We start from the raw sequence: 21860 nt of genomic DNA on the forward strand, positions 1-21860 counted from the left end.
ACTGGGCGAGACTGACCCCGGGATCCGCCATGCAGACCATCACGACCGTAGCGCGCCACGCCGTCGAGATCAAGAAGAGCCGCTTCATCATCGCCGCCGCGCCCGTCACCGATGAGGCGGCGGCCAAGGCGTTTATCGCAGCCGAGAGCGACGCGGCGGCCCATCACAATTGCTGGGCCTATCGCATCGGCCAGATCTATCGCTTCAGTGACGACGGCGAACCCTCGGGCACGGCTGGGAAGCCGATCCTGCAGGCGATCGACGGGCAGGACATCGATGGCGTGGCGGTTGTGGTGACGCGCTTCTTCGGCGGCGTGCTGCTCGGCTCAGGCGGATTGATGCGGGCCTATGGCGGCTCGGCGGCGGAGTGCCTGCGAACGGCGGAGAAAATCCGGCTCACGCCGCAGGTGGAAACCGGGCTGCGCCTCGTCTTTTCAGATCACGGATTGATAAAATCGCGGCTGGAGCGCATAGAGGGCGCAACCGTCCTGTCGGAGGAATTCGGCGCCGAGGGCGTGTGTGTTCGGTGCCTATTGCCCGCCGATCAGGCGGACGCGCTCATCCGAATGCTCGTGGATCTCACCAGCGGACGGCTGTCTTTGGACAAAGCGGACGACTGAGCCAGGCGCATAGCGCAGAAATTAGCCGACGAATTACTATCCGTGATCCGTCGTCCTATAGAAGGAATCGACATGCCGCCTTTGTCCAAACCGAACGTGATGCGGGGCTGGCTGCTTCTCCTTCTGATTTCTTCGGCGCTGGTGGTCGGACTTGAAATCTTCCATCTGCCGGCGGCGTTGCTGTTGGGCCCGATGATCGCCGCAATCATTCTGGCCGCAGCCGGACGCGCTGTGTCCGTGCCGAACCAGGCGACGTTTTTCGCACAGGGCGTGATCGGCTGCCTGATGGCCAAGGCCATCCCTCTGGAGCTGCTGATCGAGATCGGTCGCGCCTGGCCGATCTTCCTGTGCGGCGTCGTGTCGGTGATCGCCGTTTCCGTCGGCTTCGGCTGGATGCTGGCCCGCATGCAGGTGCTGCCGGGCTCCACCGCCATCTGGGGTTCTGTGCCAGGCGCGGCCTCGGCCATGACCATCATGTCGGAAAGCTTCGGCGCCGACATGCGGCTCGTCGCCATCATGCAATATATGCGCGTTCTCTGCGTGGCGCTGGCCGCGGCATTGGTGTCCAGGATGTTCATCGGCGAAACGGGGGCGGCGCAATCGGTCGTCTGGTTTCCGCCGATCGACTGGCTGCCGCTCGGCCAGACCGCGGTGCTGATCGCGGTCTCCGCCGTCATCGTCGCCGTCACGAAGATCCCGGCCGGGATGATGCTGGTTCCGATGGCCCTCGGCGCGCTTCTGCAGGATATCGGGCTGATGCGGATCGAATTGCCGCCGTGGCTGCTCGCGGGAAGCTATGCGGTCGTCGGCTGGGGCATCGGCGGGCGGTTCACCCGCGCGATTCTCGTCTATGCGCTGAAGGCGCTGCCGCGCGTCATCGCCGCGATCCTGGCGCTGATCCTGATCTGCGGCGGTTTCGCCTATGTGCTGGTGCAGGTCGCCGGCGTCGATCCTCTGACGGCCTATCTCGCCACCAGCCCCGGCGGCGCCGACACCGTGGCGATCATCTCCGCTTCGAGCGATGTCGACGTGTCCTTCGTCATGGCCATGCAGCTCGCCCGCTTCCTGTTCATTCTGGTCACCGGACCGGCATTGGCGCGGCTGGTGGTGAAATGGTCGGGTCTGGACAGGCCGGCTGGGCCGGCCTGAGACGGCGGGGCCGGCCTGATCCTGCCCGCCCTTACGCCTCCAGCCAGCGCACCTCGTCCGGCGTCAGCGCGATGTCCAGCGCCGAGAGGCTGTCTTCCAACTCACTGAGCGTGCGCGGCCCGATCAGCGGAATGACCGGGAAAGGCTGGGCCAGGACATAGGCGAGCGCGATGTGGATCGGACTGCGGCCTTTCTTGGCGGCAAGCTCGTAGGCGCGGTCGCGACGACTGAAATTGCGCTCCGAATACCAGCAGCGGACAATTTCCTCGTCATCGAACCTGTCGCGGCCGGCGCGATCGGTGAAGAAGCCGCGCCCCTGGCTCGACCAGGCGAAATTCGGCGTCTGCGTCTTCACGAGCCACTCTTTCCACTCGTCATTCGAGGCGGCGACACAGCCTGCCCAGATCGGATCGATCATTTCGGCCAGGGAAAAATTGTTCGACAGTGCGGCAGGCGCGCGCTTGCCGCTCTTCTCCGCATAAGCGATCGCCGCATCCATGCGCTCGCGCGTCCAGTTGGAGCCGCCGAAAATGCCGCGGATCCGGCCTGCGCTGGCTTCCGCATCCATGGCGTCGACGAATTCATCCACCGGCACATCCGGATTGTCGCGATGCATGAAATAGACGTCGACATAGTCCGTCTTGAGTCGATCGAGCGACGCGGTCAGTTGCTTGCCGATCTGGTCGGGATAGCAGAGCGGCGAATGCACGCCCTTGCCGATCAGCACGATCTCCTCGCGGTCGACGCCCCGGCTCGTATGCCAGTCGCCGAAAACAGCTTCGGTCGCGCCATTGCCGTAGATATAGGCGGTGTCGAAAAGATTGCCGCCCGCCTCATAGAAGCCGTCGAGCGTCAGCGAGGCCGAAGCGAAATCCGGAAAGAACTCGAAGCCCAGCGCCACCGTCGACGCCTGTTTGGCGAGGCCGGGAATGGCGCGCCGGGGTACCTTGTGGCCCGCCTTCACGACATCGCCCGCGATGTTCCTGGTCCTGACCGCCGGCGTCTCCAGCTCGTATTTGAGCCCCACCGAGGCGCGCCAGGCGTCCATGGCGCGGAGATTGCCGAGCGAATCGGCCCAGCCCATGCCCGGCGCCGGGAATTCGCGTTCGCCGGCGCGGATCGCGTCTGCGGCCGCATCGGCCTCGAAGGAATAGAGCCAACGTTCTTCGGCGCATTCGATGGTCTCATGCGACCCGTCCTTGCGGAAGAGTTCTATTTTGCCGACGCCGCCCTTGTGGCCGGCGGCGAACCAGAAATCGGCGACCTCCAGCCGGCCCTCCGAGCCGATCACGCGCAGGACATTGTCCTGAGTGGCCATGATCGAGCAGGAGACTTCGGCGACGATGTCGTTGGGGAATTTCAAGACGGCCGAGGCCCATTCGTCGACGCCGGTTTCGCCGAGACGGGCGGCGCCCGTGACCTTGACCGGATCGAGGAAGGGTCTGCCCTCCACTGCGCCGGCGATCAGTCGCGCCATCGAGACGGGATAACCGCCGACATCGAGAATGCCGCCGCCGGCCGAGGCCTGCGAGAACAGCCGATGGTCTGGCCGAACGCCGCCCATGTCGAAGCCGAAGCTCGACTTGATCAGCCTGACCTGACCGATCACCCCGGAGCGGATGAGGTCGATCAGCTTGGCCGTCTGCGGATGCAGCCGATACATATAGGCTTCGCCGGCGAAGACGCCGGCCTTGCGCGCCTCGTGATAGACGGCGTCGGCGTCGAAGGCGGTCAGCGCCAAGGGTTTCTCGACCAGCACATGCTTGCCGGCGCGGATCGCCTTGATCGCCCATTCGGGATGGGAGGGATGCGGCGTGGCGATATAGACGGCCTCGACCTCGGGATCGTCGATCAGCGCCTGATAACCCGAGACGATGCGCGCGCCGGGGAATCCCTCGCTGAGGCCCGGTTTGTCGGGATTGCGCGTGCCGATGGCCGCGATGCGGCCGGTGCGCGAATGGGCGACGCCTTCGGCGAAGGTGCGCGCTATCGTGCCGGGGCCGATGATGCCCCAGCTCAGTCTGTCTTCCGTCATGATCGTGCTCCTCCCGATCGAGACCCGCCGGCGTGCAATCGCCGTCAAAGGTCCAGCCCAGTCGGGGAGACCGGGCAAGATTAACGCAGCCGTTGGCCCGCGCTGTCGAATAGAAACGCTTGCCTTGCCGATACGCCGACCGTCATCGTGTCCGCCGCCCGGCTGTCACGGCTCTCTTCATGCTCAATGATGATCTGCTCGCCCGGCCTGAGATGGGCGTAAATATAACTTGTGTGTCCGAGATGTTCGGTGACGTCGACGGTGACGGTCAGTTGCGCGTCGCCGTCGCCCGCTTTCAGGAAATGTTCGGGACGCAGGCCGAGCGTGACCTTGTCGCCCTGCTTGAGCGCGGCGGCGATCGGCAGGGTCACCTGCGTCTCCGGCTGGTCGTCGAGCCCCACCGTGATCCGGCCGCCGTCAGCCGAGATCACATGGGCCGCCAGGAAGTTCATCTTCGGCGAGCCGATAAAACCGGCGACGAAGACATTGTCGGGATCGTCATAGAGCGCGAGCGGCGCTCCCACCTGCTCCACCTTGCCCGCGCGCAGCACGACGATCTTGTCGGCCAGCGTCATCGCCTCGACCTGGTCATGCGTGACATAGATGATGGTGGCGTTGAGCTCCTTGTGCAGGCGGGCGATCTCGACGCGCATATGCACGCGGAGTTCTGCATCGAGGTTGGACAGGGGCTCGTCGAACAGGAAGACATCCGGATTGCGCACGATGGCGCGGCCGATCGCCACGCGCTGGCGCTGGCCGCCCGAGAGCGCCTTGGGCTTGCGGTCCATCAGGGCGTCGAGTTCGAGGATCTTGGCGGCCGCAGCGACCCGACGATCGATCTCGTCCTTGGCCATGCCGGCGAAACGGAGCGCGAAACCCATGTTTTCACGCACCGTCATATGCGGATAGAGCGCATAGGTCTGAAACACCATGGCGATGCCGCGCTTGGAAGGATCGACGTCGTTCATTTCGACGCCGCCGATCTTCAGGCTGCCCGAGGTGATGTCCTCGAGGCCAGCGATCATGCGCAGAAGCGTGGACTTGCCGCAGCCCGACGGGCCGACGAAGACCACGAATTCCCCGGACCTGATGTCCAGATCCACGCCCTTGATCACATCAAGCGATCCGAAGGTCTTGCGGATCTGGGTGAGCGACACATCTGCCATGGTTTCAGCCTCAGCTTACGGTGAAGGTGACCGTCTGCTCGCCGAACGGACGGCAGCGGGCGGTCAGGGTGATGGTTCCGGCATCGTCTCCGGCTTCGATATAGAGGCCGGTCGCGCCGCCCTTGAAACTGGCGAGCGTCGGGCCGACGAGACGGCCGGCGCCTTCGACCGACAGTTCGACCGGATCGTCGAAGAAGGGCAGGATATTGCCGTTCTGATCGAGCGCGCGCAGGATCACGCGGACGGTGTCCTTTTCGCCGGCGCGAAGTTCGGTGTCGTCGGGGGCGATTTCGAACCTGGCCGGCATCGGATCGGCCGGCAGCGTCACGGTCTTCACCGCCTTGCCGTCGACATAGCCGGTGATCACGCCTTCGCGCCAGATGCGGCCCCAGGTGCCGAATTCCTCAGGGGTCACCGAGCGCAGGTCGACCACGACGGGCGGATGCGGCAGATGCGGATAGGTGTCGCGATCGGGAAGGATGCGCTTGGGCGCGAATTCGCCGAACTGGATTTCCACATAATCGCAATTGGTCAGGATGATCAGCGGCAGCACGCCGCCGATATTGCGCTCGCCGCGCGCCCAATAGGTGACCGGCATCAGCACCGCGCCGGTTTCGGGGCCGCCCTGCGAGGCATAGGCATAGGCCGCGAATTTCGGTTCGCGATACATGTCCATCACGCCGTGATAGCAGATGCGGTCGCCGGCGCCGAAGTCCTTGTGGGTGTTGTAGTCATACATGCACCAGCCGGTGCAGCCGGAAATGGACGGATCGCCGGCGGCGGCGTCGAGCACCAGAAGATGGCGGGTGACATGTTCGGCCTGGCGCTGCTCCTGGTCGAAACGCTTGGTCGGATACATGTGACCGTTATATTCGGTGATCATATAGGGCACTTTATGGGTGATGCCCGTGGTTTCCGACTGATCGCGCAGCACGACGCGGCCGCGATTGTTGCCCGGCATTTCTTCCTGGCCGAGGATGAAGTCGTTCAGCGTATAGACGTCTTCGAGCAGTTCGGAATTGGTGATGAAGCGCACGCCGCCGGTCTGTCGGGTCGTGTCGAGTTCATGGGCGAGGCGGTTGGTCTCGAGATAGAAGTCGTGATTGTCCTGGGATTCGTTGATGCGTACGCCCCAGATGATGATCGACGGATGGTTCCAGTCGCGCTCGATCATGCGACGGACATTCTCGATCGATTCCTGCTGCCAGGCCTTGCCGCCGATATGCTGCCAGCCCGGGATTTCCTCGAACACCAGCAGGCCGATTTCGTCGCAGCGGTCGAGGAACCACTTGGATTGCGGATAATGCGAGGTGCGCACGACATTGCAGCGCAGCTCGAATTTCATGATGTCGGCGTCTTTTTCCTGGCCGCGGCGGCCCATGGCGTAGCCGAGATGCGGCCAGGCCTGGTGGCGGTTCAGACCGCGAAGCTTGACGTTGCGGCCGTTCAGGAAGAAGCCGTCGACGCGATATTCGGCGGTGCGGAAGCCGAAGCGGCTGGAATAGGCGTCCTTGCCCGAGGCGGTCTCGATGTCCACCGTCAGCGTGTAGAGGACGGGCGTGTCGAGGTCCCAGATCTCGGCGCCTGTGACGCCCGAGAGTTCGACCAGGGTTTCAGCGCCTGCAAGCGCAGCCTTGGCGGTCGCGATCGTCGCGCCGGCCTTGTCGGAAATCGTCACGGTGGCGGAACCTGCCGCATCGAGACCCTGATGGTTGGCGAGCTGGATTTTCGCGGTCACCGTCTTGATCTCGGTCAAGGCGTCCGGGGTCTCGATCTTGACGTTTTTGATCGCGACCGGGCTCGTCACCTTCAGCCAGACGTCGCGATAGATGCCGGCATAGCAGAGATAATCGATCATGCCGCCGAAAGGGGGAATCTCCGGGTTTTCGGACCCGTCGATCTTGACCGTCAACAGGTTGTCGCCCTGCTTGAGATAGGGCGTCAGCCGGGCTTCGAACGGCGTATAGCCGTCCTTGTGCGCGATGATTTCCTGGCCGTTCAGATAGACGACGGAATCGGCCATGGCGGCGTCGAACACCAGCGAGACTTCGCGGCCCTCGAAAGACGGTTCCCAGGCGATGACCTTCTGATATGTGAAGGCCTTCTGATAGCTGGTTTCGTCGAAATAGTTGTAGGGCAGCTCGACGGCGGTGTGCGGCAGACGAACCGTCTCGCCCGCCTGCGCGGTGTTCACCCAACCCGGCTCGAAGCCGGCGGTGAAGGTCCAGCCGCCGTTGAAAGTCTCGTATCTACGCATGGTTTTATCCTATTTCACCGAGCCAAGCATGCCCTGGACGAACTGGCGCTGCATGGCGAAAAACACGAAGATGGTCGGGATCGTGGCGATGATCGTGCCGATCATCACCGTTCCGAATTGCGGGGTGTAGCTGGAGGCGAGCGAGGACACGACCAGCGTGATGGTCTTGGTGTCGTTCGACTGCAGCACGATCAGCGGCCAGAGGTAGTTGTTCCAGTTGGCCATGAAGACGATGACGAAGGCGGCGGCGTAGGTGGAGCGCATCACCGGCATGTAGATATAGAGGAAGATCTGCCATTCCTTGAGGCCGTCGACCTTGGCGGCGTCGCGCAACTCGGTCGGAAAGGCCTTGGTCGCCTGGCGGAAGTAGAAAATGATGAAGGCCGAGGCGATGGTGGGCAGGATGATGGCGATATGGGTGTCGATCAGCTTGGCCTTGGCCATCATCATGAACAACGGGATCATGATCGCGGCGAAGGGCACCATCAGCGTCAGGAGCATCAGCGCATAGATGCGCTCGCGCCATTTCGACTTGAACATTTCGAAGCCGTAGCCCGCCAGCGAAGACACCAGCATGGTCACCGCCGTGCCGATGATGGCGATCTTGGCGGAATTCCACAGCACCAGCGGCAGGTCGACGGCGGCCATGAAGGCATTGACATTGTCGAAGAAGGCGCTGCCGAAACTCATCTTGCCTTCGAGGATATGCGCATTGGTGTTGGTGGCGCTGATCCCCATCCAGATGAACGGGAACACCGACAGGAACGCCGCGATGCTCAAAAACAGATATTGCAGGATCGACGGCAGCAGGCGGACAAGGCGTTGCGCGTTCATTTGCGTTCCCTCGCGGCGTAGAATTGCAGGAAGGACAGGACCGCCACCATGATCACGATGACATAGGACACGGTCGCCGCATAGCCGTAGCTCGGCATGTAGCGGAAGGTGAGGTTGTAGATGTAGAGCGACAGCGTCAGCGTCGAATCCGCCGGTCCGCCCTTGCCTTCGGCGCTCAGGCTGTAGACTTCGTCGAACAGTTGCAGCGTCCCGATCGTGGAGGTGACGGTGGTGAACAGGATCACCGGCTTCAGCATCGGCACGGTCAGATAGACGAAGCGGGCCCAGGCCGGCACGCCGTCGATACGGGCGGCCTCGTAGATCGACTTGTCGATATTTTGCAGCGCCGCGAGATAGAAGATCATGTTGTAGCCGGTCCAGCGCCAGGTGATGGCGAGAATGACCAGTGTCTTGGCCCAGAAAGGTTCGGTGAACCAGGAAATCGGCGTATCGACGACGCCGATGGCGATCAGCGCCGAATTCACCACACCGTCGAGCGCGAACATGCTCTTGAACAGGATGGAATAAGCGATCAGCGACGAGACGCAAGGCAGGAAGATGGCGGTGCGGAAGAAGCCGGAGAATTTCAGCTTGGGATCATTGAGCGCGGCCGCCAGGATCAGCGCCAGCGTGATCATGATCGGCACCTGGATCACGAAATAGGTCACCGTATTGGTGAGCGCCTTCAAGAAGACGGGATCGTTGGCGAGCCGCATGATGTTGCCGAAGCCGGCGAACTTCATCATCATGCCCTTGCCCGCATAGAGCGAGAGCCAGAGCGACCGGAAGATCGGGAAGATCATGAAGGTCCCGATCAACAGAAGGGCGGGGGCCACGAACAGCCAGCCGTTCACGTCGAAATATCGCTTCAATCCGCCGGGTTTTGCAGTGGCCATGATCGTCCATCACTGTCTGGTGTGAAGTGTCGACAGATGTCGAGATGCCCGCCAAGGCCGCGGCGTCGCCGCCGCCGCCCCGGGGAGGAACGGACGGCGCTGCCGCCGTCCGCTTTCGATGATTACTGGATCTGGCCTTCGGCCTGGCTCTGGATGGCCTTCAGCACATCCTCGACCTTGGCGCCCTTGCCCATCGAGCCGAGATTGGCGGTGACGGCCGTATCGACTTCGTTGGTGAAGATGCCGTAATTGACGGCCGGAATCTGGGCGAGCCAATCGGAGAACTTCTGCCAGACCTTTTCGCCGCCGAAGAACGGATCTTCAGCACCATAGGCCGCGCCTTCACGCGCCGCCATCAGCGAGCCGACCGCGCCGCGCTCGGTGAGGATCTTCTGGTAGAACTCGGTGTCCTTGGCGTAGACTTCGTTGAGGAAGTCGATGGCCTCGTCCTTTTCCTTGGAAGCTTCCAACACGTACCAGCTGGAGCCGCCGAGGTTGGAGGCGGAGGTTGCGCCTTCGACCGACAGCTTCGGCGTCGCCGCGACGCCCCACTTGCCGGACTGGTCGGCCTGGGCCTTGACGGTGCCGGTGATCCAGACGCCGGTCACGACGGCGGCGACATCGCCGGAGGTGAAGGAGGCGAGCCACTCGTTCCAGCCGGCGGTCGGCTTGAAGATGCCGGCCTGCATGATCTTGCCCTGGGTTTCCAAGGCGGCCTTCAGCGCGGCGTTGTTTTCGATGTTCAGGTTGCCGTCATTGTCGAAATACCATTCGCCGGCGGACTGCATCATGATGCGGGTCAGGCCTGCGTCGTTCGGATCGAAGCCCATCATCTTGTGGCCGGTCTTGGCCTCGACTTCCTTGCCGATTTCGATGAAGCGGTCCCATGTGATGTTCTGCATGTCCTCGGGCTTGAAACCAGCCTGTTCGAGGTAATCCTTGCGGTAGTACATGCCGGTCACGCCGGAATCGAAGGGCATGCCGTAGACCTTGTCGTCCATGGTCATCAGCTGCACCTTGTAAGGCGCGAAGCCGGAATAGTCGATCTTGTCGGACAGGGCGGCGAAGGAGCCCGGGAAGGACTGCAGATACTTCTGCGCGCCGTAATCTTCGATCAGCACGATGTCGGGCAGCGTGTCGGTTGCGCCCGACGACAGCGAAGTCTGCAGCTTCTGCTCGACGTCGGCCTTGGCGAAGTCGACGATGTTGAAGGTGGTTTCCGGATGCTTGGCGGTGTAGCGCGCGCCGGCTTCCTTCATGATCGCCACGTTGAAATTCGGATCCCAGCACCAGACGGTGATTTCGCCGGCGAAGGCGGCGGTCGCGGTCAGCACGCTGACGCTCGCCAATGCAGCGGTCGCAATACGTTTCATAATCGGTGAAATAGCCATTAAATCCTCCCTGGAAATGGCGTTACGCCGGCAGGCCCCTCCTGCCTGTCGCGAAGTATCGTCAAAAAAACAGGGAACGCAAGAAAATTTTTAGTAAATATTTATTGCGGTTGCGAAAGGATTTTACGCAGGTGCAGAATGATCCGGCTTCCGACAGCTGTCGCGCCAGATCATTTCGGTGGCGATGGTGACGGTCTTGGCGTAGTCGCGACCGTTGAGCCGCTCGATCAGGAGGTCCACGGCGGTCTCGCCGATATGCTCGCCATGAATCTTCATGGTCGACAGCGGCGGGTTCAGGAATTGCGCCACGGGGATGTCGTTGAAGGAGACGACGGCGATGTCGTCGGGGATGCGCAGGCCCGCCTCCTGGATGGCGCGATAGGCGCCGATCGCCATATTGTCGTTGGCCGCGAGGATGACGTCGGGCTTATCGGACAGGCTCAGAATGGTCTGCGCCAGCATGTAGCCGGTTTCGAGCCGCAGATTCTGGCCGAAATTGCAGTTCTGGCCGAGCGCCAGAAGTTCGGGATCGAAGCCGCCGCGCTCCTTCTGCCAGTCGATATAGGCGCGACACCGGCGCTCGCCGAAAGGCTGGGTCTGGCCGTCGAGATGCTCGTAGCTGCCGATGAAGGCAATCCGCTTGTAACCCATCGACACGAGTTCGTTCAGGACCGTTTCGGTCGCCAGTCCGACATCGCTGAACACGCTGTCGATGCGGCTGCTGCGCGGATCGAAATCAGCGAAGACCAGATGCCTGCAATGGCTCGACAGCCAGTCGATCTCGTTCTTGGAGTGCTTGCCGATGACGATGACGCCCGCCACGCTCTGCAGGAGCGCCGGATCGGGCAGCGCGTCGGAATGGAAGACCTTGACGATCTCGGTCTTGAACTCCCGACATTTGTTCTCGATGCCGAGGCGGACGCCGATGTAATATGGATCGCCCAACTCGTCCGACGGCTCGAGGAAATGCACGATGGCCAGGCGCGACAGCGCCGCCGAGGGGACGGCGTGATTGACGAATGCGCCGGGAAGCGCCGTCGGACGGTTGCGATTGCGCGGCGTGGCGTAGTTGAGCGCCTCGGCCGTTTCGATGATCGCCTGACGCTTGGCGGCCGAGATCGACAGGGCTGGATCGTAATTGAGCACCCTCGACACGGTCGCCGAGGACACGCCGACGGCCTTTGCGATTTCCTTGATAGTCACCATGAGCGTAAGTCCGATATTCCCCCCGATGCTAGGCGTCGAAACCTGCCAAGGCAAACGATTTTTAGTAAATGTTTACTTGGCGGCAGCCCCCTGCCTCCCCGACACTCTATGGCAGCGAAACGGAACCAAGTCGAGCTTTTGTGACGAAACCGTCGACAATACCCCGTCAAACCGAACGCTTTCAGCCATTTCCGACTTTTTATCGCAGTCTCATTCGTGTAGGCCAACCGCAAAACAAGAAGAACCGGAGTAGTAAAACATGTCCTCTCTCGACTCCGCCGCGGCGGGCGCCCCGGCCAACAGCCGCGCGCGCGTGATCCTGGCGAGCCTGATCGGCACCACGATCGAATTCTATGATTTCTATGTCTACGCCACCGCCGCCGTGCTGGTGTTTCCGCATCTTTTCTTTCCGAAGGGCGATCCGACAACGGCGCTTCTCGCCTCCTTCGCCGTGTTCGGCGCGGCCATGGTGGCCCGACCGCTCGGCGCGATCTTCTTCGGCCATCTCGGCGACAGGCGCGGCCGCAAGGCGACGCTGGTCGGGGCGCTCCTGACCATGGGGGTCGCGACCTTCCTGATCGGCGCGCTGCCGACCTATCCGTCGGTCGGCTGGCTCGCGACATTGTTGCTCGTGGTGCTGCGCATGGCGCAGGGCTTCGCGCTCGGGGGCGAGTGGTCGGGCGCAGCCCTGGTGGCGACAGAGAATGCGCCGAAGGGCAAGCGCGCCGTCTTCGGCACCTTCCCGCAGCTGGGCGCGCCGATCGGCTTCATTCTCGCCAACGGCCTGTTCCTGCTCATTGCCGCGCTTCTGCCGTCGGCCGATCCGTCCATGCCGTCCGAGGCCTTCTTGAGCTGGGGTTGGCGCATTCCCTTCCTCGCCTCGGCGGTGATGGTGATCGTCGGTCTCTGGGTACGCCTCAACCTCGTCGAAAGCAGCGCCTTCGCCAAGACGGTCAAGACCGGCCAGGTGCGCAAGCTGCCGCTCGCCGCCGCCTTCCAGACGCACGGCAAGCAGATCGTGCTCGGCACCTTCTATATGCTGGCGACCTACGTGCTGTTCTACCTGATGACGGCCTTCTCGCTGAGCTTCGGCAGCAAGCCCGTCGACGCCGCGGTGCCCGGCCTCGGCTACGACTATCGCAGCTTCGTGATGATGCTGATCTTCGGCGTGGTGTTCTTCGGCATCTTTACCTTCCTGTCCGGTCCCTGGGCGGAAAGGTTCGGACGCCGCAAGATGCTGATCGCGGTGACGCTGGGCATCGCCGTGTTCGGCCTGAGCTGGGTTCCGCTGTTGGCGCTCGGCAATGTCGGCGTTCTCGCCTGGCTGGTGATCGGCTTCAGCCTGATGGGCATGACCTTCGGCCCGATGGGCGCGCTGCTGCCGGAGCTCTTCCCGGCCAATGTGCGCTATACCGGTTCGGGCATCGCCTACAACGTCTCCTCGATCCTCGGCGCGGCCGTCGCCCCCTTCATTGCGGTGGCGCTCTGGAGCTACGGCCAGGGCAGCCCGTTCTGGGTGGGCGTCTACCTCACCGTCATGGCGGGCCTGACGCTGATCGCCCTGTTCATGGGCGAGGAGACTCAGCACGTCGACATCGAAAAGTAATGGTTCGGAAGCCGCCCGCCCGCCGGGCGGCTTTCCTCAATAGGTTTTCATGGCGAGATGCGGAATGCCCGCATCGATGAATTCCTGCCCGAACACCTTGAAGCCGAAGCGTTCGTAGAGCCCGACCTTGTCGGTCTGGGCGGTCAGGAAGAACCGTCCGCCGGCTTCGTCGGCATAATCCCCCAGCACCCGCCTCATCATCGCCCCGGCTATGCCGCGGCCGCGGAACGCCGTGTCCACGGCCACGCGACCGATTTTCAGATGCTCCGGACGACGCACGATCCGAAGCACGCCGGCGACTTCGCCCTCCAGCAGCGCCACCATATGGATGGCGGTGAGATCGTCGGCGTCGACTTCTTCCTCCGCCGGCACTTTCTGCTCGAGCACGAAGACGGTCCGGCGCAGCTGGAAGCCCAGATTGGCGAGCGTCGAAAAGACCGGCGCGACGAGAATGACCGGATGAGCCGCCATGAATAATCCTCAGGCCCGGAGATCGAGCAGCTTGTTGCGATGTTTGGGATGCGTGCTGTAGACGAAGATGCGGTCGATATCCTTTGGCGGCATCATCGACAGGAAACGCACCTGCACGGTGTCGTTGGCGTAAATGCGCATCGTCAGGCAGCCGACCCGGGCGATCTTGGCGTCGGGAACATCCAGATAGAATTGGTCGGGAAGGCTGAAACGCGTGTTCAACGCCAGCACGGCGCCGCTCGGCCCGATCATGATCAGATCGCAGCGCCGCGCCGCCATGTGCATGACGCCCTTCTCGGTATATTCGAGCCGGGCGGCGTTCATCGTTTCTTCCATCGGGAACCGGTGTTCCCGATCATACATGAAAGACTCTTCCTTGTTCAGGAAATGCGCCTTGGTGGCGGTCATCACGGCTGCCTGCAAAGTATTATTTTTTCGCCAGACTAGACCCGAGGCCTTAACAGAGATTTTCTCCGAGACGGAGAAATCGACGAAAGGCCGTTTCAGATTTCACCCTTTGGTTTTCAGATTTTCGAGATAGTGCGACATCAGCTGCGTCTGCGAGGCGATGCCGAGCTTGCGGTAGATGTTGCGCCGGTGAACCTTGACGGTTCCGGTCGCGATGCCGAGCGTGAGGCCGATCGATTCCGAGGAATGTCCCTGCAGCACCAGTTCGATGATCGCCTTTTCGCGCTCGGTCAGCGGCTGTCGGATCCCGGACGTCTCGGCCGGCTGCGGCGACGCCTTCGACTGTGCGAAACGTCGGGCAAGATCGCGAAAGGCGCTGCGGATCATCGCGGCGACCAGCGGCTCCGCCTTCCGGAGGAGATCGATGTCGGCGGCGCGAAACGGTCCGGTCGCCTGAGCCCGCATCAACGACAGCACCACTGTGACCCCTCCTTCCACCGGAATGAAGAAGCCGATTTCTTCGGCGAGGCGCGTCTCGACATAATAGGTGCGGTAATATTCGCTGGCAAAGAAACGGTCCGGCGCGAGCTCGCGCATCCGCCAGACGCCCGGGCGCGGCAGCGTCGCGGCGCGGTAGAATGGATCGAGCAGATAGGGTCCTTGCTGATACAACGTCACGAAGACGTGGTAATCCTGCTTCGTGAAGCTCGAATAGAGATCGATGGGCCGGGCATCGCCGCGATAGGCGAAAACCACGCAGTGATCGTAAGGCGCGAGGGCTCCGAGCATCTCGGCGAGCCCGCGGCCGACGTCCCCGTCCTCGGCCTCCCCGGCCTCCCATAGCGCCGACGCCGCCAGAAACAGCGACCCGAAATTGACGCTCATGCCTGACCTCTCCCTGTAACCATACTCCCCCGATTGATAAATTCTTAGAAAAATACCTCTTTCGGGGTATATACCCCAAAAGCGGTATCCGCATAGTCTTTCAGCATCAGGGGAATAGATGGCGAGGCAATCGCCGCGACCCCAGGGGAACAGAACAGTGGACCAACCAGCCGAATTCGATGTGGAATTCCGCGGCGTCGCCAAGCGTTACGGCGAGGTGACGGCGGTTTCCGGCATAAATCTCCAGCTGAAGCGCGGCGCCTTCATCGCGCTGCTCGGCCCGTCCGGCTGCGGCAAGACCACCTGCCTGCGCATGATCGGCGGCTTCGAACAGCCGAGCGACGGCGATCTGCTGATCGCCGGCCAGTCGATGCGCGGCGTGCCGGCCTATCGCCGTCCGGTCAACATGGTCTTTCAGCACTACGCGCTGTTTCCGCATTTCGACGTCGAGACCAATGTCGCCTACGGCCTCAGGCAGATCCGCCCGCGCCTCGACGACCGGGAGATCCGCCGCCGCGCCGCCGAGGCGCTCGACATGGTCCATCTCGGCGCTTACGCCAAACGCCGCATTCACGAATTGTCGGGCGGCCAGCAGCAGCGCGTCGCGCTCGCTCGCGCCATCGTCAACCGTCCGCGCGTGCTGCTGCTCGACGAACCGCTCGCCGCCCTCGACAAGAAGCTGCGCATCGCCATGCAGCTGGAGCTCCAGAACCTGCATCGCGAGCTCGGCATCACCTTCCTGCTGGTGACCCATGACCAGGAAGAGGCGCTGTCGATGAGCGACCAGGTTTGCGTGATGAATACAGGCCGCATTGTGCAACTCGCGAGCCCCCAGGACATCTACGACAATCCCGCCAGCCTGTTCGTGGCCGATTTCGTCGGCAAGACCAACCGGCTCGACGCCGTCATCGAAACCCGGGGCGGCGCAGCCGCCGCCCGCTTCGGCAACGGCCTCGTTCTGCCGCTCACCCGCCCCGGCCTCGGCTCCGGCAAGGCCGTCGTCGCCATCCGTCCCGAAGCCATCGCGCTTCAGCCTTCGACTTCGGCGTCGACAGGGCTGATCGGCGAGGTGACGCACCGGATCTTTCTCGGCTCGTCGGTGGAGTATTCGGTGGCCGTCGCCGGCCTCGGCGATCTCCTGGTTTATGCCGATCGCACTCTGCAGAGCGGCGCGGCCAGCCTCTTCGAGCCGGGCGCGCGGGTGGAGCTGACGATCTCGCCCGCCGCCCCGCATGTCTTTTCGCATGACGCAGCATAACCGACAACAAAGGGAACAGTGTGATGACGACCAATGACAAGCCTTTGACGCAGGACCGTTTCGCCGACGAACTGATGCGTTACAAGCGCGGCTCGGTGAGCCGCCGCCATTTCCTCCAGGTCACCGGCCTCGGCCTGGCCGCAGCCGTGGTGGGTCGCCAGACCGGACTGTTCGGCTCGCCCGCCTACGCCGCCGGCGATCTCGGCACGCAGATGTCGATCGCGACCTGGCCGAATTACCACGACCCCGCCACGTTCGAGGCCTTCACCGCAAAGACCGGCGTCGCCGTCGAAGTCAATGTCTTCGGCTCGAACGAAGAAATGCTCGCCAAGCTGCAGGCCGGCGCCTCGGGCTGGGATCTGTTCGTGCCGACCAACTACACCATCTCGACCTATCAGAAGCTCGGCCTCATCGACCAGCTCGACCTCGCCAAGCTGCCGAATTTCTCGCCTTCGACCGAAAACCAGCGTTTCACCCATGAGGGCGCGATCGACGGCAAGACCTACGCCGTGCCGAAGAACTGGGGCACGACCGGCATCGCCTTCAACTCCGCCAAGATCAAGAGCCCTGTCACCTCGTGGAAGGACTTCTTCGATCTTGCCCAAAGCGAGGCGGACGGCCGGGTGATGGTGCATGACTATCAACTGACCACGATCGGCAGCGCGCTTGTGGCGCTCGGCTACGGCTTCAACTCGATCGCCGCCGATGAGCTCGCCAAGGCGGAAGAGTTGCTGATCAAGGTCAAGCCGCATCTCTTCGCGATCAATTCCGACTACCAGCCCTCGATGCGCGCCACAGACGCCTGGATGACCATGTGCTGGACCAATGACGGGGCCCAGCTCAACCGCGATGTGCCCGAGATCAAATTCGTGCTCGGCAAGGATGGCGGCGAGATCTGGTGCGACTTCTACGCCATCCCCAAGGATGCGCCCAACAAGCCGGCCGCCTATGCGCTGCTCGACTACCTGATGACGCCCGACGTGGCGGTGAAGGAGCACATCTTCAACGGCGCGCCGACCACCGATTCCCGCGTCATGGCGCTCCTGCCCAAGGACGTCACCTCCAACCTGATCGTCTATCCCGACGAAGCCTCGCTGACGCCGCTCGAATTCGGCGCCGCCGTGACGCTCACCGATCCGGGCCGCGCCGAAGTCATGGCGCGCTTCAAGTCGGCCTGACGGGAATCTCGAGACCATGGCGATGACGGCCGAGAGAAAACAGGCGCTGACGACGGCGGGGCTGATGGCCCCGGCGGCGCTCTGGATGCTGGTGTTTCTCGTGCTGCCCTTCATCGCCATCATCGTCTTCGCTTTCGGCGAACGCGCGCCCGAAGGCGGCTATCAGGCCGCCTTCACCTTGGCTCAATTCGCCAATCTGCCGAGCCGCGCCACGGCTTTCTTCAACACGATGATGCTGGCGCCCGCCGGCGCCTTCGTCTGCCTGATCGTCGGCTATCCCGTCGCCTATTTCCTCGCGGTCAAGGCCGACCGGCGCTACCGGCTGCTGTTGGTGTCGCTGATCGTTGCGCCCTTCTGGACCAGCCTGCTCGTGCGCACCTATGCCTGGATGTATATTCTCGGCTCGCGCGGCATGCCCAATCTTCTCGGCATGATCGGCATCGAAGATCTCCGGCTGATCAACACGCCCTTCGCCGTCATCGTCGGCATCGTCTACGGCTATCTGCCGCTGATGATCATGCCGATTTATGTCAGCCTGGAAAAGCTCGACCGGCGTCTGCTGGAGGCTTCGTCCGATCTCGGCGCCAGGCCGATCGCGACCTTCTTTCAGGTGACGCTGCCGCTTTCCCTCCCCGGAGTCATGACCGGGGTCGCGCTCGTCACCATTCTTCTTCTCGGCGAATATCTGATCCCGCAGTTGCTTGGCGGCGGCAAGGTGTTCTTCATCGGCAATGCGCTGGTCGATCTCTTCCTGCAATCGCGCAACTGGCCGTTCGGCTCGGCGATCGCGCTGACGCTGGTGGCGGTGGTGGTGATCGTGCTGACCGTGTCGATGCGGCTCGCTTTCCGCATCGCCGGAACCAAACAGGTGGACCTGATCTGATGCGGGCGCTTGTGACAGCCGTCTATCTCTTTCTCTATGCGCCGATCGCGCTGGTGGTGCTGTTTTCCTTCAATGCAGGCCGCAGCGCCTCGGAATTCACCGGCTTTTCGCTGGCCTGGTACGGCAAGGCCTTTTCCAACCGCTTTCTGATCGAGGCGCTGCAGAATTCGCTGCTGATCGCCTTCGTCTCCGCCGGCCTCGCCGCCGTGTTCGGAACGATGGCGGCGCTCGGCATGGAGCGGCTGGGCAAACGCAGCCGGCTGGTGTTCGACGCGCTGTTCGCGGCCGCCATCGTCGTGCCCGGCGTGGTGATCGGCATCGCCACGCTGGTGGCGCTGGTGGCGGTGTTCGGGGCGGTCAATCCCGTTCTCGCCGGCCTCTGGCCGGGCGAGACGCCGCCGAAACTCGGCCTCGGCTACGGCTCGATCATCGCCGCGCATGGCCTGTTTTCGCTGGCGCTGGTGACGATGATCGTCAAGGCCCGCGTCGCCTCTCTCGGCCGCGACATCGTCGAAGCCTCAAGCGATCTCAACGCCACGCCGCTCACGACATTCCGGCTGATCGTGCTGCCGCAGATCACGCCGTCGATCGTGGCGGGCTTCTTGCTGGCCTTCACCTTTTCCTTTGACGATTTCATCATCGCCTTTTTCGTCGCGGGCTCGAAGACGACGCTGCCGATCTATGTCTTCGCCTCGATCCGTCGCGGCGTCACCCCTGAAATCAACGCGATCGCCACATCCGTGCTGGTCGCCTCGCTCATGCTGATCGGCCTGGCCCGCGCGCTGATGCGCGACAGGAAGCCCCGGGCCGCCGAAGGAGACTGACATGATCCTCAGAGACCAGACGGCCATCGTCACCGGCGCGGGCTCCGGCATCGGCCGCGCGGGCGCCGAGATCATGGCCCGCGAAGGCGCCTATGTCGCCGTCTTCGACCGCGACAGGACGGGCGCCGAGGACACAGTGAGACTGATCAAGGATGCGGGCGGCGAGGCCGAAGCGGTCACCGTCGACGTCACCGACGATGCGGGCCTCGCCGCCGCGATCACCGATCTCCACGCCCGGCGCGGCCGCATCGATATCCTCCACAATCACGCCGGCGCACAGGTCGAGGGCGATCTCGAACAGGTGAGCCTCGACGGATTCGACCGCTCCTGGGATCTCAATGTCCGGGCGCATTTCATCGCCGCCCGCGCCGTGATGCCGTTCATGAAGGCGGCGGGACGGGGCGTGATCCTCAACACCGCCTCGAGTTCGGGCATTCTCTACGACCGAGAGATGATCGCCTATTGCACCACCAAACATGCAGTGATCGCCATGACCCGGCAGATGGCCGGCGATTACGCCAGACATGGCGTGCGGGTGAATGCGCTCTGCCCGGGTTGGGTCGACACGCCGTTCAACGACCCCTTCATCCGCCAGGTCGGAGGCCGCGAGGCGATCGAGGCCTATATCGCCCGCCGCGTGCCGATGGGACGCTGGGCGTCGGTCGAGGAAATCGCCGAACCGATCCTGTTTCTGGTCTCGCATCGCTCGTCCTATATGACCGGCCAGATCCTGGTCGCCGACGGCGGCGAAACGGTGGCCTGATACGGAACCCGACCGATGTTGAGACGTTGACGACACGCGCGATCCGCGCCGAAAGGACCACCATGTTCATTCCTCCCGTCGCGCTCGGCCTCAACATGATGCAACTGGCTTACGAATCGAACCTGGTGATCGGCCTCCGGCTGATGACGCTGGGCGCCGGCGGCCAGAAGGCCGCCGCCGAGGCGCAGTTGATGATCGCCGAGAAGATGAAGCTCGCATCGCTCCTGACCATCGAGAACGCCTTTGCGCTCGCCCAGGGTCAGTCCATCGAGAAGACCCAGGCCCGCTCGGTCTCGCGCTACCTGCGCGTCGTCCAGGCCAATCGCCGGCGCTTGTCGAAATAAGCGCTTGCCACACGATCTTCGCTTGGCCATGACAGGCCATGGACAAGACGATTGCGATCATCGGCGGCGGGCCGGCAGGGTTGATGGCGGCGGAAAAGCTGGCGGAACTGGGTCATGCCGTCACGGTATACGAGGCGATGCCCACGGTTGCCCGGAAATTCCTGCTCGCCGGTAAATCGGGCCTCAATCTCACCCATGCGGAGGCCTATGAACGTTTCGTCGACCGCTACGGCGCCGCGGCAAAACGCCTGCGCGCCGCGCTCGACGCCTTTCCGCCCGAAGCCTTGCGCCGCTGGGCCGATGCTCTGGGCGCGGAAACCTTCGTGGGAACCTCGGGCCGGGTTTTCCCCAACGCCATGAAAGCCTCCCCGCTTCTTCGCGCCTGGCTTGGGCGGCTTGCCGGTCTTGGCGTCGACATAAGAACCCGGCATCGCTGGGCAGGCTTCGACGGAGATCGGCTGCGCATCGCGTCGCCGAAGGGAGAAATATCCCTCTTGCCAGCCGCCACCCTGCTGGCGCTCGGCGGCGCAAGCTGGCCGCGGCTCGGATCCGACGCCGCCTGGGTGCCCTGGCTGGCCATGCGCGGCGTCGTAATCCGTCCCATCCATCCGGCCAATTGCGGATTCGATGTGGACTGGAGCGCCTCCTTTCGCGCGCGATATGCCGGGGCGCCGCTCAAATCGGTCGAGCTCTCTTCGGAGGGCGGAACAAGCCGCGGCGAATTCGTTGTTTCAACCCATGGCGTCGAGGGCAGCCTCGTCTACGGACATTCCGCCGCCGTCCGCGACGCGCTGGAGAAAGGGAGCCCCGAGCCTCTGACGATAGATCTCCAACCGGACCGGACGCTCGACCGCCTCCAGAACGACCTCGCACGCCAGCCGCCGAAAGCGAGCTTCAGCAACCGGTTGCGAAAGGGCGCGGCTTTGGACGGCGTGAAGGCGGCGCTGTTGCGCGAAATCGCCCCGGACATTGCGCGTGAAACGCCGGAGGCGATCAGCCGCCTCATCAAGCGTCTCCCGCTGCCGGTTCTTCGGCCTCGTCCGCTCGCGGAGGCGATTTCGACGGCCGGCGGGGTCGCTTGGTCCGAACTCGACGAGAAATTCATGGTGAAGAGTGCGCCCGGCCTGTTCGTCGCGGGAGAAATGATCGACTGGGAAGCGCCGACCGGCGGCTATTTGCTGAGCGCCTGTTTCGCATCGGGCGCCCGCGCCGCAGACGGGATAGACAGCTGGCTATCCACTCAGTGAATCAGGCGAAGTTCAACCGGCGTGGTGTCGGCAAACAGCTTCAGGACCGGACAATCGGCGAGCGACCACACGGCCCTGGTCATCGCCGCATGATCCCACTCGCTCAATCCACTGCTGCGGATCTGGCGCGCAGTCGGGGCGGCCGGCTTCGAATCACTGTTGGATTTGTCATGCATCATATTGCCTCGGTACCCCCGGGGAACGCGCCGTGGAAGGGAGCGGTTCCCGCTATCCCTCGGGTATTTTAAGAGGCGATTCATAAACGTTAATTTTGTCTTAATGACGACGCGACCGAGACGCGAGACGTCGAACGCACAAAGCACCTCGGCGATTGCCTTGGGGCTTGACTAATCGTGCTTTGATTTTGGTTGCGGGGGCAGGATTTGAACCTGCGGCCTTCAGGTTATGAGCCTGACGAGCTACCGGGCTGCTCCACCCC

General features: G+C 63.1%; 21 protein-coding genes. 10 read left to right on the top strand and 11 right to left on the bottom strand.

All coding sequences use genetic code 11. The features are described from left to right. The first annotated feature begins 29 nt into the window (after nucleotides 1-29). Together OCK01_RS22985 and OCK01_RS22990 are read left to right on the top strand one after the other, a co-directional pair. The gene (locus OCK01_RS22985; RefSeq protein ID WP_263825986.1) at nucleotides 30-620 is read left to right on the top strand and encodes an IMPACT family protein; all 591 of its coding nucleotides are present in this window, start codon (nucleotides 30-32) and stop codon (nucleotides 618-620) included. Between the two features lie 72 nt (nucleotides 621-692). After that, nucleotides 693-1769, top strand: coding sequence for an AbrB family transcriptional regulator (locus tag OCK01_RS22990; protein ID WP_263825987.1), 1077 nt, complete (start codon nucleotides 693-695; stop codon nucleotides 1767-1769). A gap of 31 nt (nucleotides 1770-1800) precedes the next feature. Here OCK01_RS22990 and OCK01_RS22995 read toward each other — a convergent pair whose 3' ends face one another. From OCK01_RS22995 to OCK01_RS23025, 7 genes are all read right to left on the bottom strand, one after another. Next, a complete protein-coding gene (locus tag OCK01_RS22995) occupies nucleotides 1801-3804 on the bottom strand; it encodes an aldo/keto reductase (protein WP_263825988.1) in 2004 nt (667 codons plus the stop codon). Nucleotides 3805-3884: 80 nt separating this feature from the next. Continuing rightward, nucleotides 3885-4970, bottom strand: coding sequence for an ABC transporter ATP-binding protein (locus tag OCK01_RS23000; RefSeq protein WP_263825989.1), 1086 nt, complete (start codon nucleotides 4968-4970; stop codon nucleotides 3885-3887). A gap of 10 nt (nucleotides 4971-4980) precedes the next feature. Further along, nucleotides 4981-7227 carry a glycoside hydrolase family 2 TIM barrel-domain containing protein gene (locus OCK01_RS23005; protein WP_263825990.1) on the bottom strand — a complete coding sequence of 749 codons (2247 nt, stop codon included), beginning with the start codon at nucleotides 7225-7227 and terminating at the stop codon, nucleotides 4981-4983. Nucleotides 7228-7236: 9 nt separating this feature from the next. Beyond that, a complete protein-coding gene (locus tag OCK01_RS23010; protein ID WP_263825991.1) occupies nucleotides 7237-8061 on the bottom strand; it encodes a carbohydrate ABC transporter permease in 825 nt (274 codons plus the stop codon). Next, on the bottom strand, nucleotides 8058-8957 hold the full coding sequence (locus OCK01_RS23015; RefSeq protein ID WP_182827876.1) for a carbohydrate ABC transporter permease: 900 nt from the start codon (nucleotides 8955-8957) through the stop codon (nucleotides 8058-8060). Before OCK01_RS23015 ends, OCK01_RS23010 begins: the two co-directional genes overlap by 4 nt. Before the next feature lie 122 nt (nucleotides 8958-9079). After that, nucleotides 9080-10348 carry an ABC transporter substrate-binding protein gene (locus OCK01_RS23020; RefSeq protein WP_263825992.1) on the bottom strand — a complete coding sequence of 423 codons (1269 nt, stop codon included), beginning with the start codon at nucleotides 10346-10348 and terminating at the stop codon, nucleotides 9080-9082. A gap of 123 nt (nucleotides 10349-10471) precedes the next feature. Then, nucleotides 10472-11554: a LacI family DNA-binding transcriptional regulator gene (locus tag OCK01_RS23025; protein WP_182827877.1), complete on the bottom strand. Its 1083-nt coding sequence runs from the start codon at nucleotides 11552-11554 to the stop codon at nucleotides 10472-10474. Nucleotides 11555-11813: 259 nt separating this feature from the next. On the opposite strand from OCK01_RS23025, the gene OCK01_RS23030 reads away from it, so the two are divergent. Then, nucleotides 11814-13160, top strand: coding sequence for an MFS transporter (locus tag OCK01_RS23030; RefSeq protein ID WP_263825993.1), 1347 nt, complete (start codon nucleotides 11814-11816; stop codon nucleotides 13158-13160). Nucleotides 13161-13196: 36 nt separating this feature from the next. Here OCK01_RS23030 and OCK01_RS23035 read toward each other — a convergent pair whose 3' ends face one another. The 3 genes from OCK01_RS23035 to OCK01_RS23045 form a co-directional block, all read right to left on the bottom strand. Next, entirely contained in the window at nucleotides 13197-13631 is a 435-nt protein-coding gene (locus OCK01_RS23035) for a GNAT family N-acetyltransferase (protein ID WP_263825994.1), read from the bottom strand. 9 nt (nucleotides 13632-13640) lie between these two features. Beyond that, nucleotides 13641-13994, bottom strand: a complete 354-nt coding sequence (locus OCK01_RS23040) for a hypothetical protein (RefSeq protein ID WP_263826012.1) — start codon at nucleotides 13992-13994, stop codon at nucleotides 13641-13643. A 147-nt stretch (nucleotides 13995-14141) separates the two neighbouring features. Then, nucleotides 14142-14924, bottom strand: coding sequence for a helix-turn-helix transcriptional regulator (locus OCK01_RS23045; RefSeq protein ID WP_263825995.1), 783 nt, complete (start codon nucleotides 14922-14924; stop codon nucleotides 14142-14144). 118 nt (nucleotides 14925-15042) lie between these two features. On the opposite strand from OCK01_RS23045, the gene OCK01_RS23050 reads away from it, so the two are divergent. The 7 genes from OCK01_RS23050 (at nucleotide 15043) to OCK01_RS23080 (ending at nucleotide 21421) form a co-directional block, all read left to right on the top strand. Further along, on the top strand, nucleotides 15043-16182 hold the full coding sequence (locus OCK01_RS23050; protein ID WP_263825996.1) for an ABC transporter ATP-binding protein: 1140 nt from the start codon (nucleotides 15043-15045) through the stop codon (nucleotides 16180-16182). 23 nt (nucleotides 16183-16205) lie between these two features. Continuing rightward, nucleotides 16206-17360 (top strand): ABC transporter substrate-binding protein, encoded by a 1155-nt coding sequence (locus OCK01_RS23055; RefSeq protein ID WP_263825997.1) that lies wholly within the window; start codon nucleotides 16206-16208, stop codon nucleotides 17358-17360. 16 nt (nucleotides 17361-17376) lie between these two features. After that, nucleotides 17377-18243, top strand: a complete 867-nt coding sequence (locus tag OCK01_RS23060) for an ABC transporter permease (RefSeq protein WP_263825998.1) — start codon at nucleotides 17377-17379, stop codon at nucleotides 18241-18243. Beyond that, nucleotides 18243-19067: an ABC transporter permease gene (locus OCK01_RS23065; RefSeq protein ID WP_263825999.1), complete on the top strand. Its 825-nt coding sequence runs from the start codon at nucleotides 18243-18245 to the stop codon at nucleotides 19065-19067. The genes OCK01_RS23060 and OCK01_RS23065 overlap by 1 nt, the downstream gene beginning before the upstream one ends. A gap of 1 nt (nucleotide 19068) precedes the next feature. Then, on the top strand, nucleotides 19069-19830 hold the full coding sequence (locus tag OCK01_RS23070; protein ID WP_263826000.1) for an SDR family NAD(P)-dependent oxidoreductase: 762 nt from the start codon (nucleotides 19069-19071) through the stop codon (nucleotides 19828-19830). Nucleotides 19831-19892: 62 nt separating this feature from the next. After that, nucleotides 19893-20174 (top strand): hypothetical protein, encoded by a 282-nt coding sequence (locus OCK01_RS23075; RefSeq protein ID WP_182827885.1) that lies wholly within the window; start codon nucleotides 19893-19895, stop codon nucleotides 20172-20174. A 38-nt stretch (nucleotides 20175-20212) separates the two neighbouring features. Next, nucleotides 20213-21421, top strand: coding sequence for a TIGR03862 family flavoprotein (locus tag OCK01_RS23080; protein WP_263826001.1), 1209 nt, complete (start codon nucleotides 20213-20215; stop codon nucleotides 21419-21421). Here the strand turns inward: OCK01_RS23080 and OCK01_RS23085 are convergent. After that, the gene (locus OCK01_RS23085) at nucleotides 21415-21597 is read right to left on the bottom strand and encodes a hypothetical protein (protein WP_263826002.1); all 183 of its coding nucleotides are present in this window, start codon (nucleotides 21595-21597) and stop codon (nucleotides 21415-21417) included. The two genes, OCK01_RS23080 and OCK01_RS23085, sit on opposite strands and share 7 nt — an antisense overlap. Nucleotides 21598-21860 lie beyond the last annotated feature (263 nt).

The sequence above is a fragment of the Rhizobium sp. TRM95796 genome, from assembly GCF_025779995.1.
In the GTDB taxonomy this organism is placed as follows: Bacteria; Pseudomonadota; Alphaproteobacteria; order Rhizobiales; family Rhizobiaceae; genus Rhizobium_E.

Coding starts and splice junctions, on each gene's coding strand:
- OCK01_RS22985 (WP_263825986.1), top strand. CDS start 30: ATGCAGACCATCACGACCGTAGCGCGCCACGCCGTCGAGATCAAGAAG.
- OCK01_RS22990 (WP_263825987.1), top strand. CDS start 693: ATGCCGCCTTTGTCCAAACCGAACGTGATGCGGGGCTGGCTGCTTCTC.
- OCK01_RS22995 (WP_263825988.1), bottom strand. CDS start 3,804: ATGACGGAAGACAGACTGAGCTGGGGCATCATCGGCCCCGGCACGATA.
- OCK01_RS23000 (WP_263825989.1), bottom strand. CDS start 4,970: ATGGCAGATGTGTCGCTCACCCAGATCCGCAAGACCTTCGGATCGCTT.
- OCK01_RS23005 (WP_263825990.1), bottom strand. CDS start 7,227: ATGCGTAGATACGAGACTTTCAACGGCGGCTGGACCTTCACCGCCGGC.
- OCK01_RS23010 (WP_263825991.1), bottom strand. CDS start 8,061: ATGAACGCGCAACGCCTTGTCCGCCTGCTGCCGTCGATCCTGCAATAT.
- OCK01_RS23015 (WP_182827876.1), bottom strand. CDS start 8,957: ATGGCCACTGCAAAACCCGGCGGATTGAAGCGATATTTCGACGTGAAC.
- OCK01_RS23020 (WP_263825992.1), bottom strand. CDS start 10,348: ATGGCTATTTCACCGATTATGAAACGTATTGCGACCGCTGCATTGGCG.
- OCK01_RS23025 (WP_182827877.1), bottom strand. CDS start 11,554: ATGGTGACTATCAAGGAAATCGCAAAGGCCGTCGGCGTGTCCTCGGCG.
- OCK01_RS23030 (WP_263825993.1), top strand. CDS start 11,814: ATGTCCTCTCTCGACTCCGCCGCGGCGGGCGCCCCGGCCAACAGCCGC.
- OCK01_RS23035 (WP_263825994.1), bottom strand. CDS start 13,631: ATGGCGGCTCATCCGGTCATTCTCGTCGCGCCGGTCTTTTCGACGCTC.
- OCK01_RS23040 (WP_263826012.1), bottom strand. CDS start 13,994: ATGTATGATCGGGAACACCGGTTCCCGATGGAAGAAACGATGAACGCC.
- OCK01_RS23045 (WP_263825995.1), bottom strand. CDS start 14,924: ATGAGCGTCAATTTCGGGTCGCTGTTTCTGGCGGCGTCGGCGCTATGG.
- OCK01_RS23050 (WP_263825996.1), top strand. CDS start 15,043: ATGGCGAGGCAATCGCCGCGACCCCAGGGGAACAGAACAGTGGACCAA.
- OCK01_RS23055 (WP_263825997.1), top strand. CDS start 16,206: ATGACGACCAATGACAAGCCTTTGACGCAGGACCGTTTCGCCGACGAA.
- OCK01_RS23060 (WP_263825998.1), top strand. CDS start 17,377: ATGGCGATGACGGCCGAGAGAAAACAGGCGCTGACGACGGCGGGGCTG.
- OCK01_RS23065 (WP_263825999.1), top strand. CDS start 18,243: ATGCGGGCGCTTGTGACAGCCGTCTATCTCTTTCTCTATGCGCCGATC.
- OCK01_RS23070 (WP_263826000.1), top strand. CDS start 19,069: ATGATCCTCAGAGACCAGACGGCCATCGTCACCGGCGCGGGCTCCGGC.
- OCK01_RS23075 (WP_182827885.1), top strand. CDS start 19,893: ATGTTCATTCCTCCCGTCGCGCTCGGCCTCAACATGATGCAACTGGCT.
- OCK01_RS23080 (WP_263826001.1), top strand. CDS start 20,213: ATGGACAAGACGATTGCGATCATCGGCGGCGGGCCGGCAGGGTTGATG.
- OCK01_RS23085 (WP_263826002.1), bottom strand. CDS start 21,597: ATGCATGACAAATCCAACAGTGATTCGAAGCCGGCCGCCCCGACTGCG.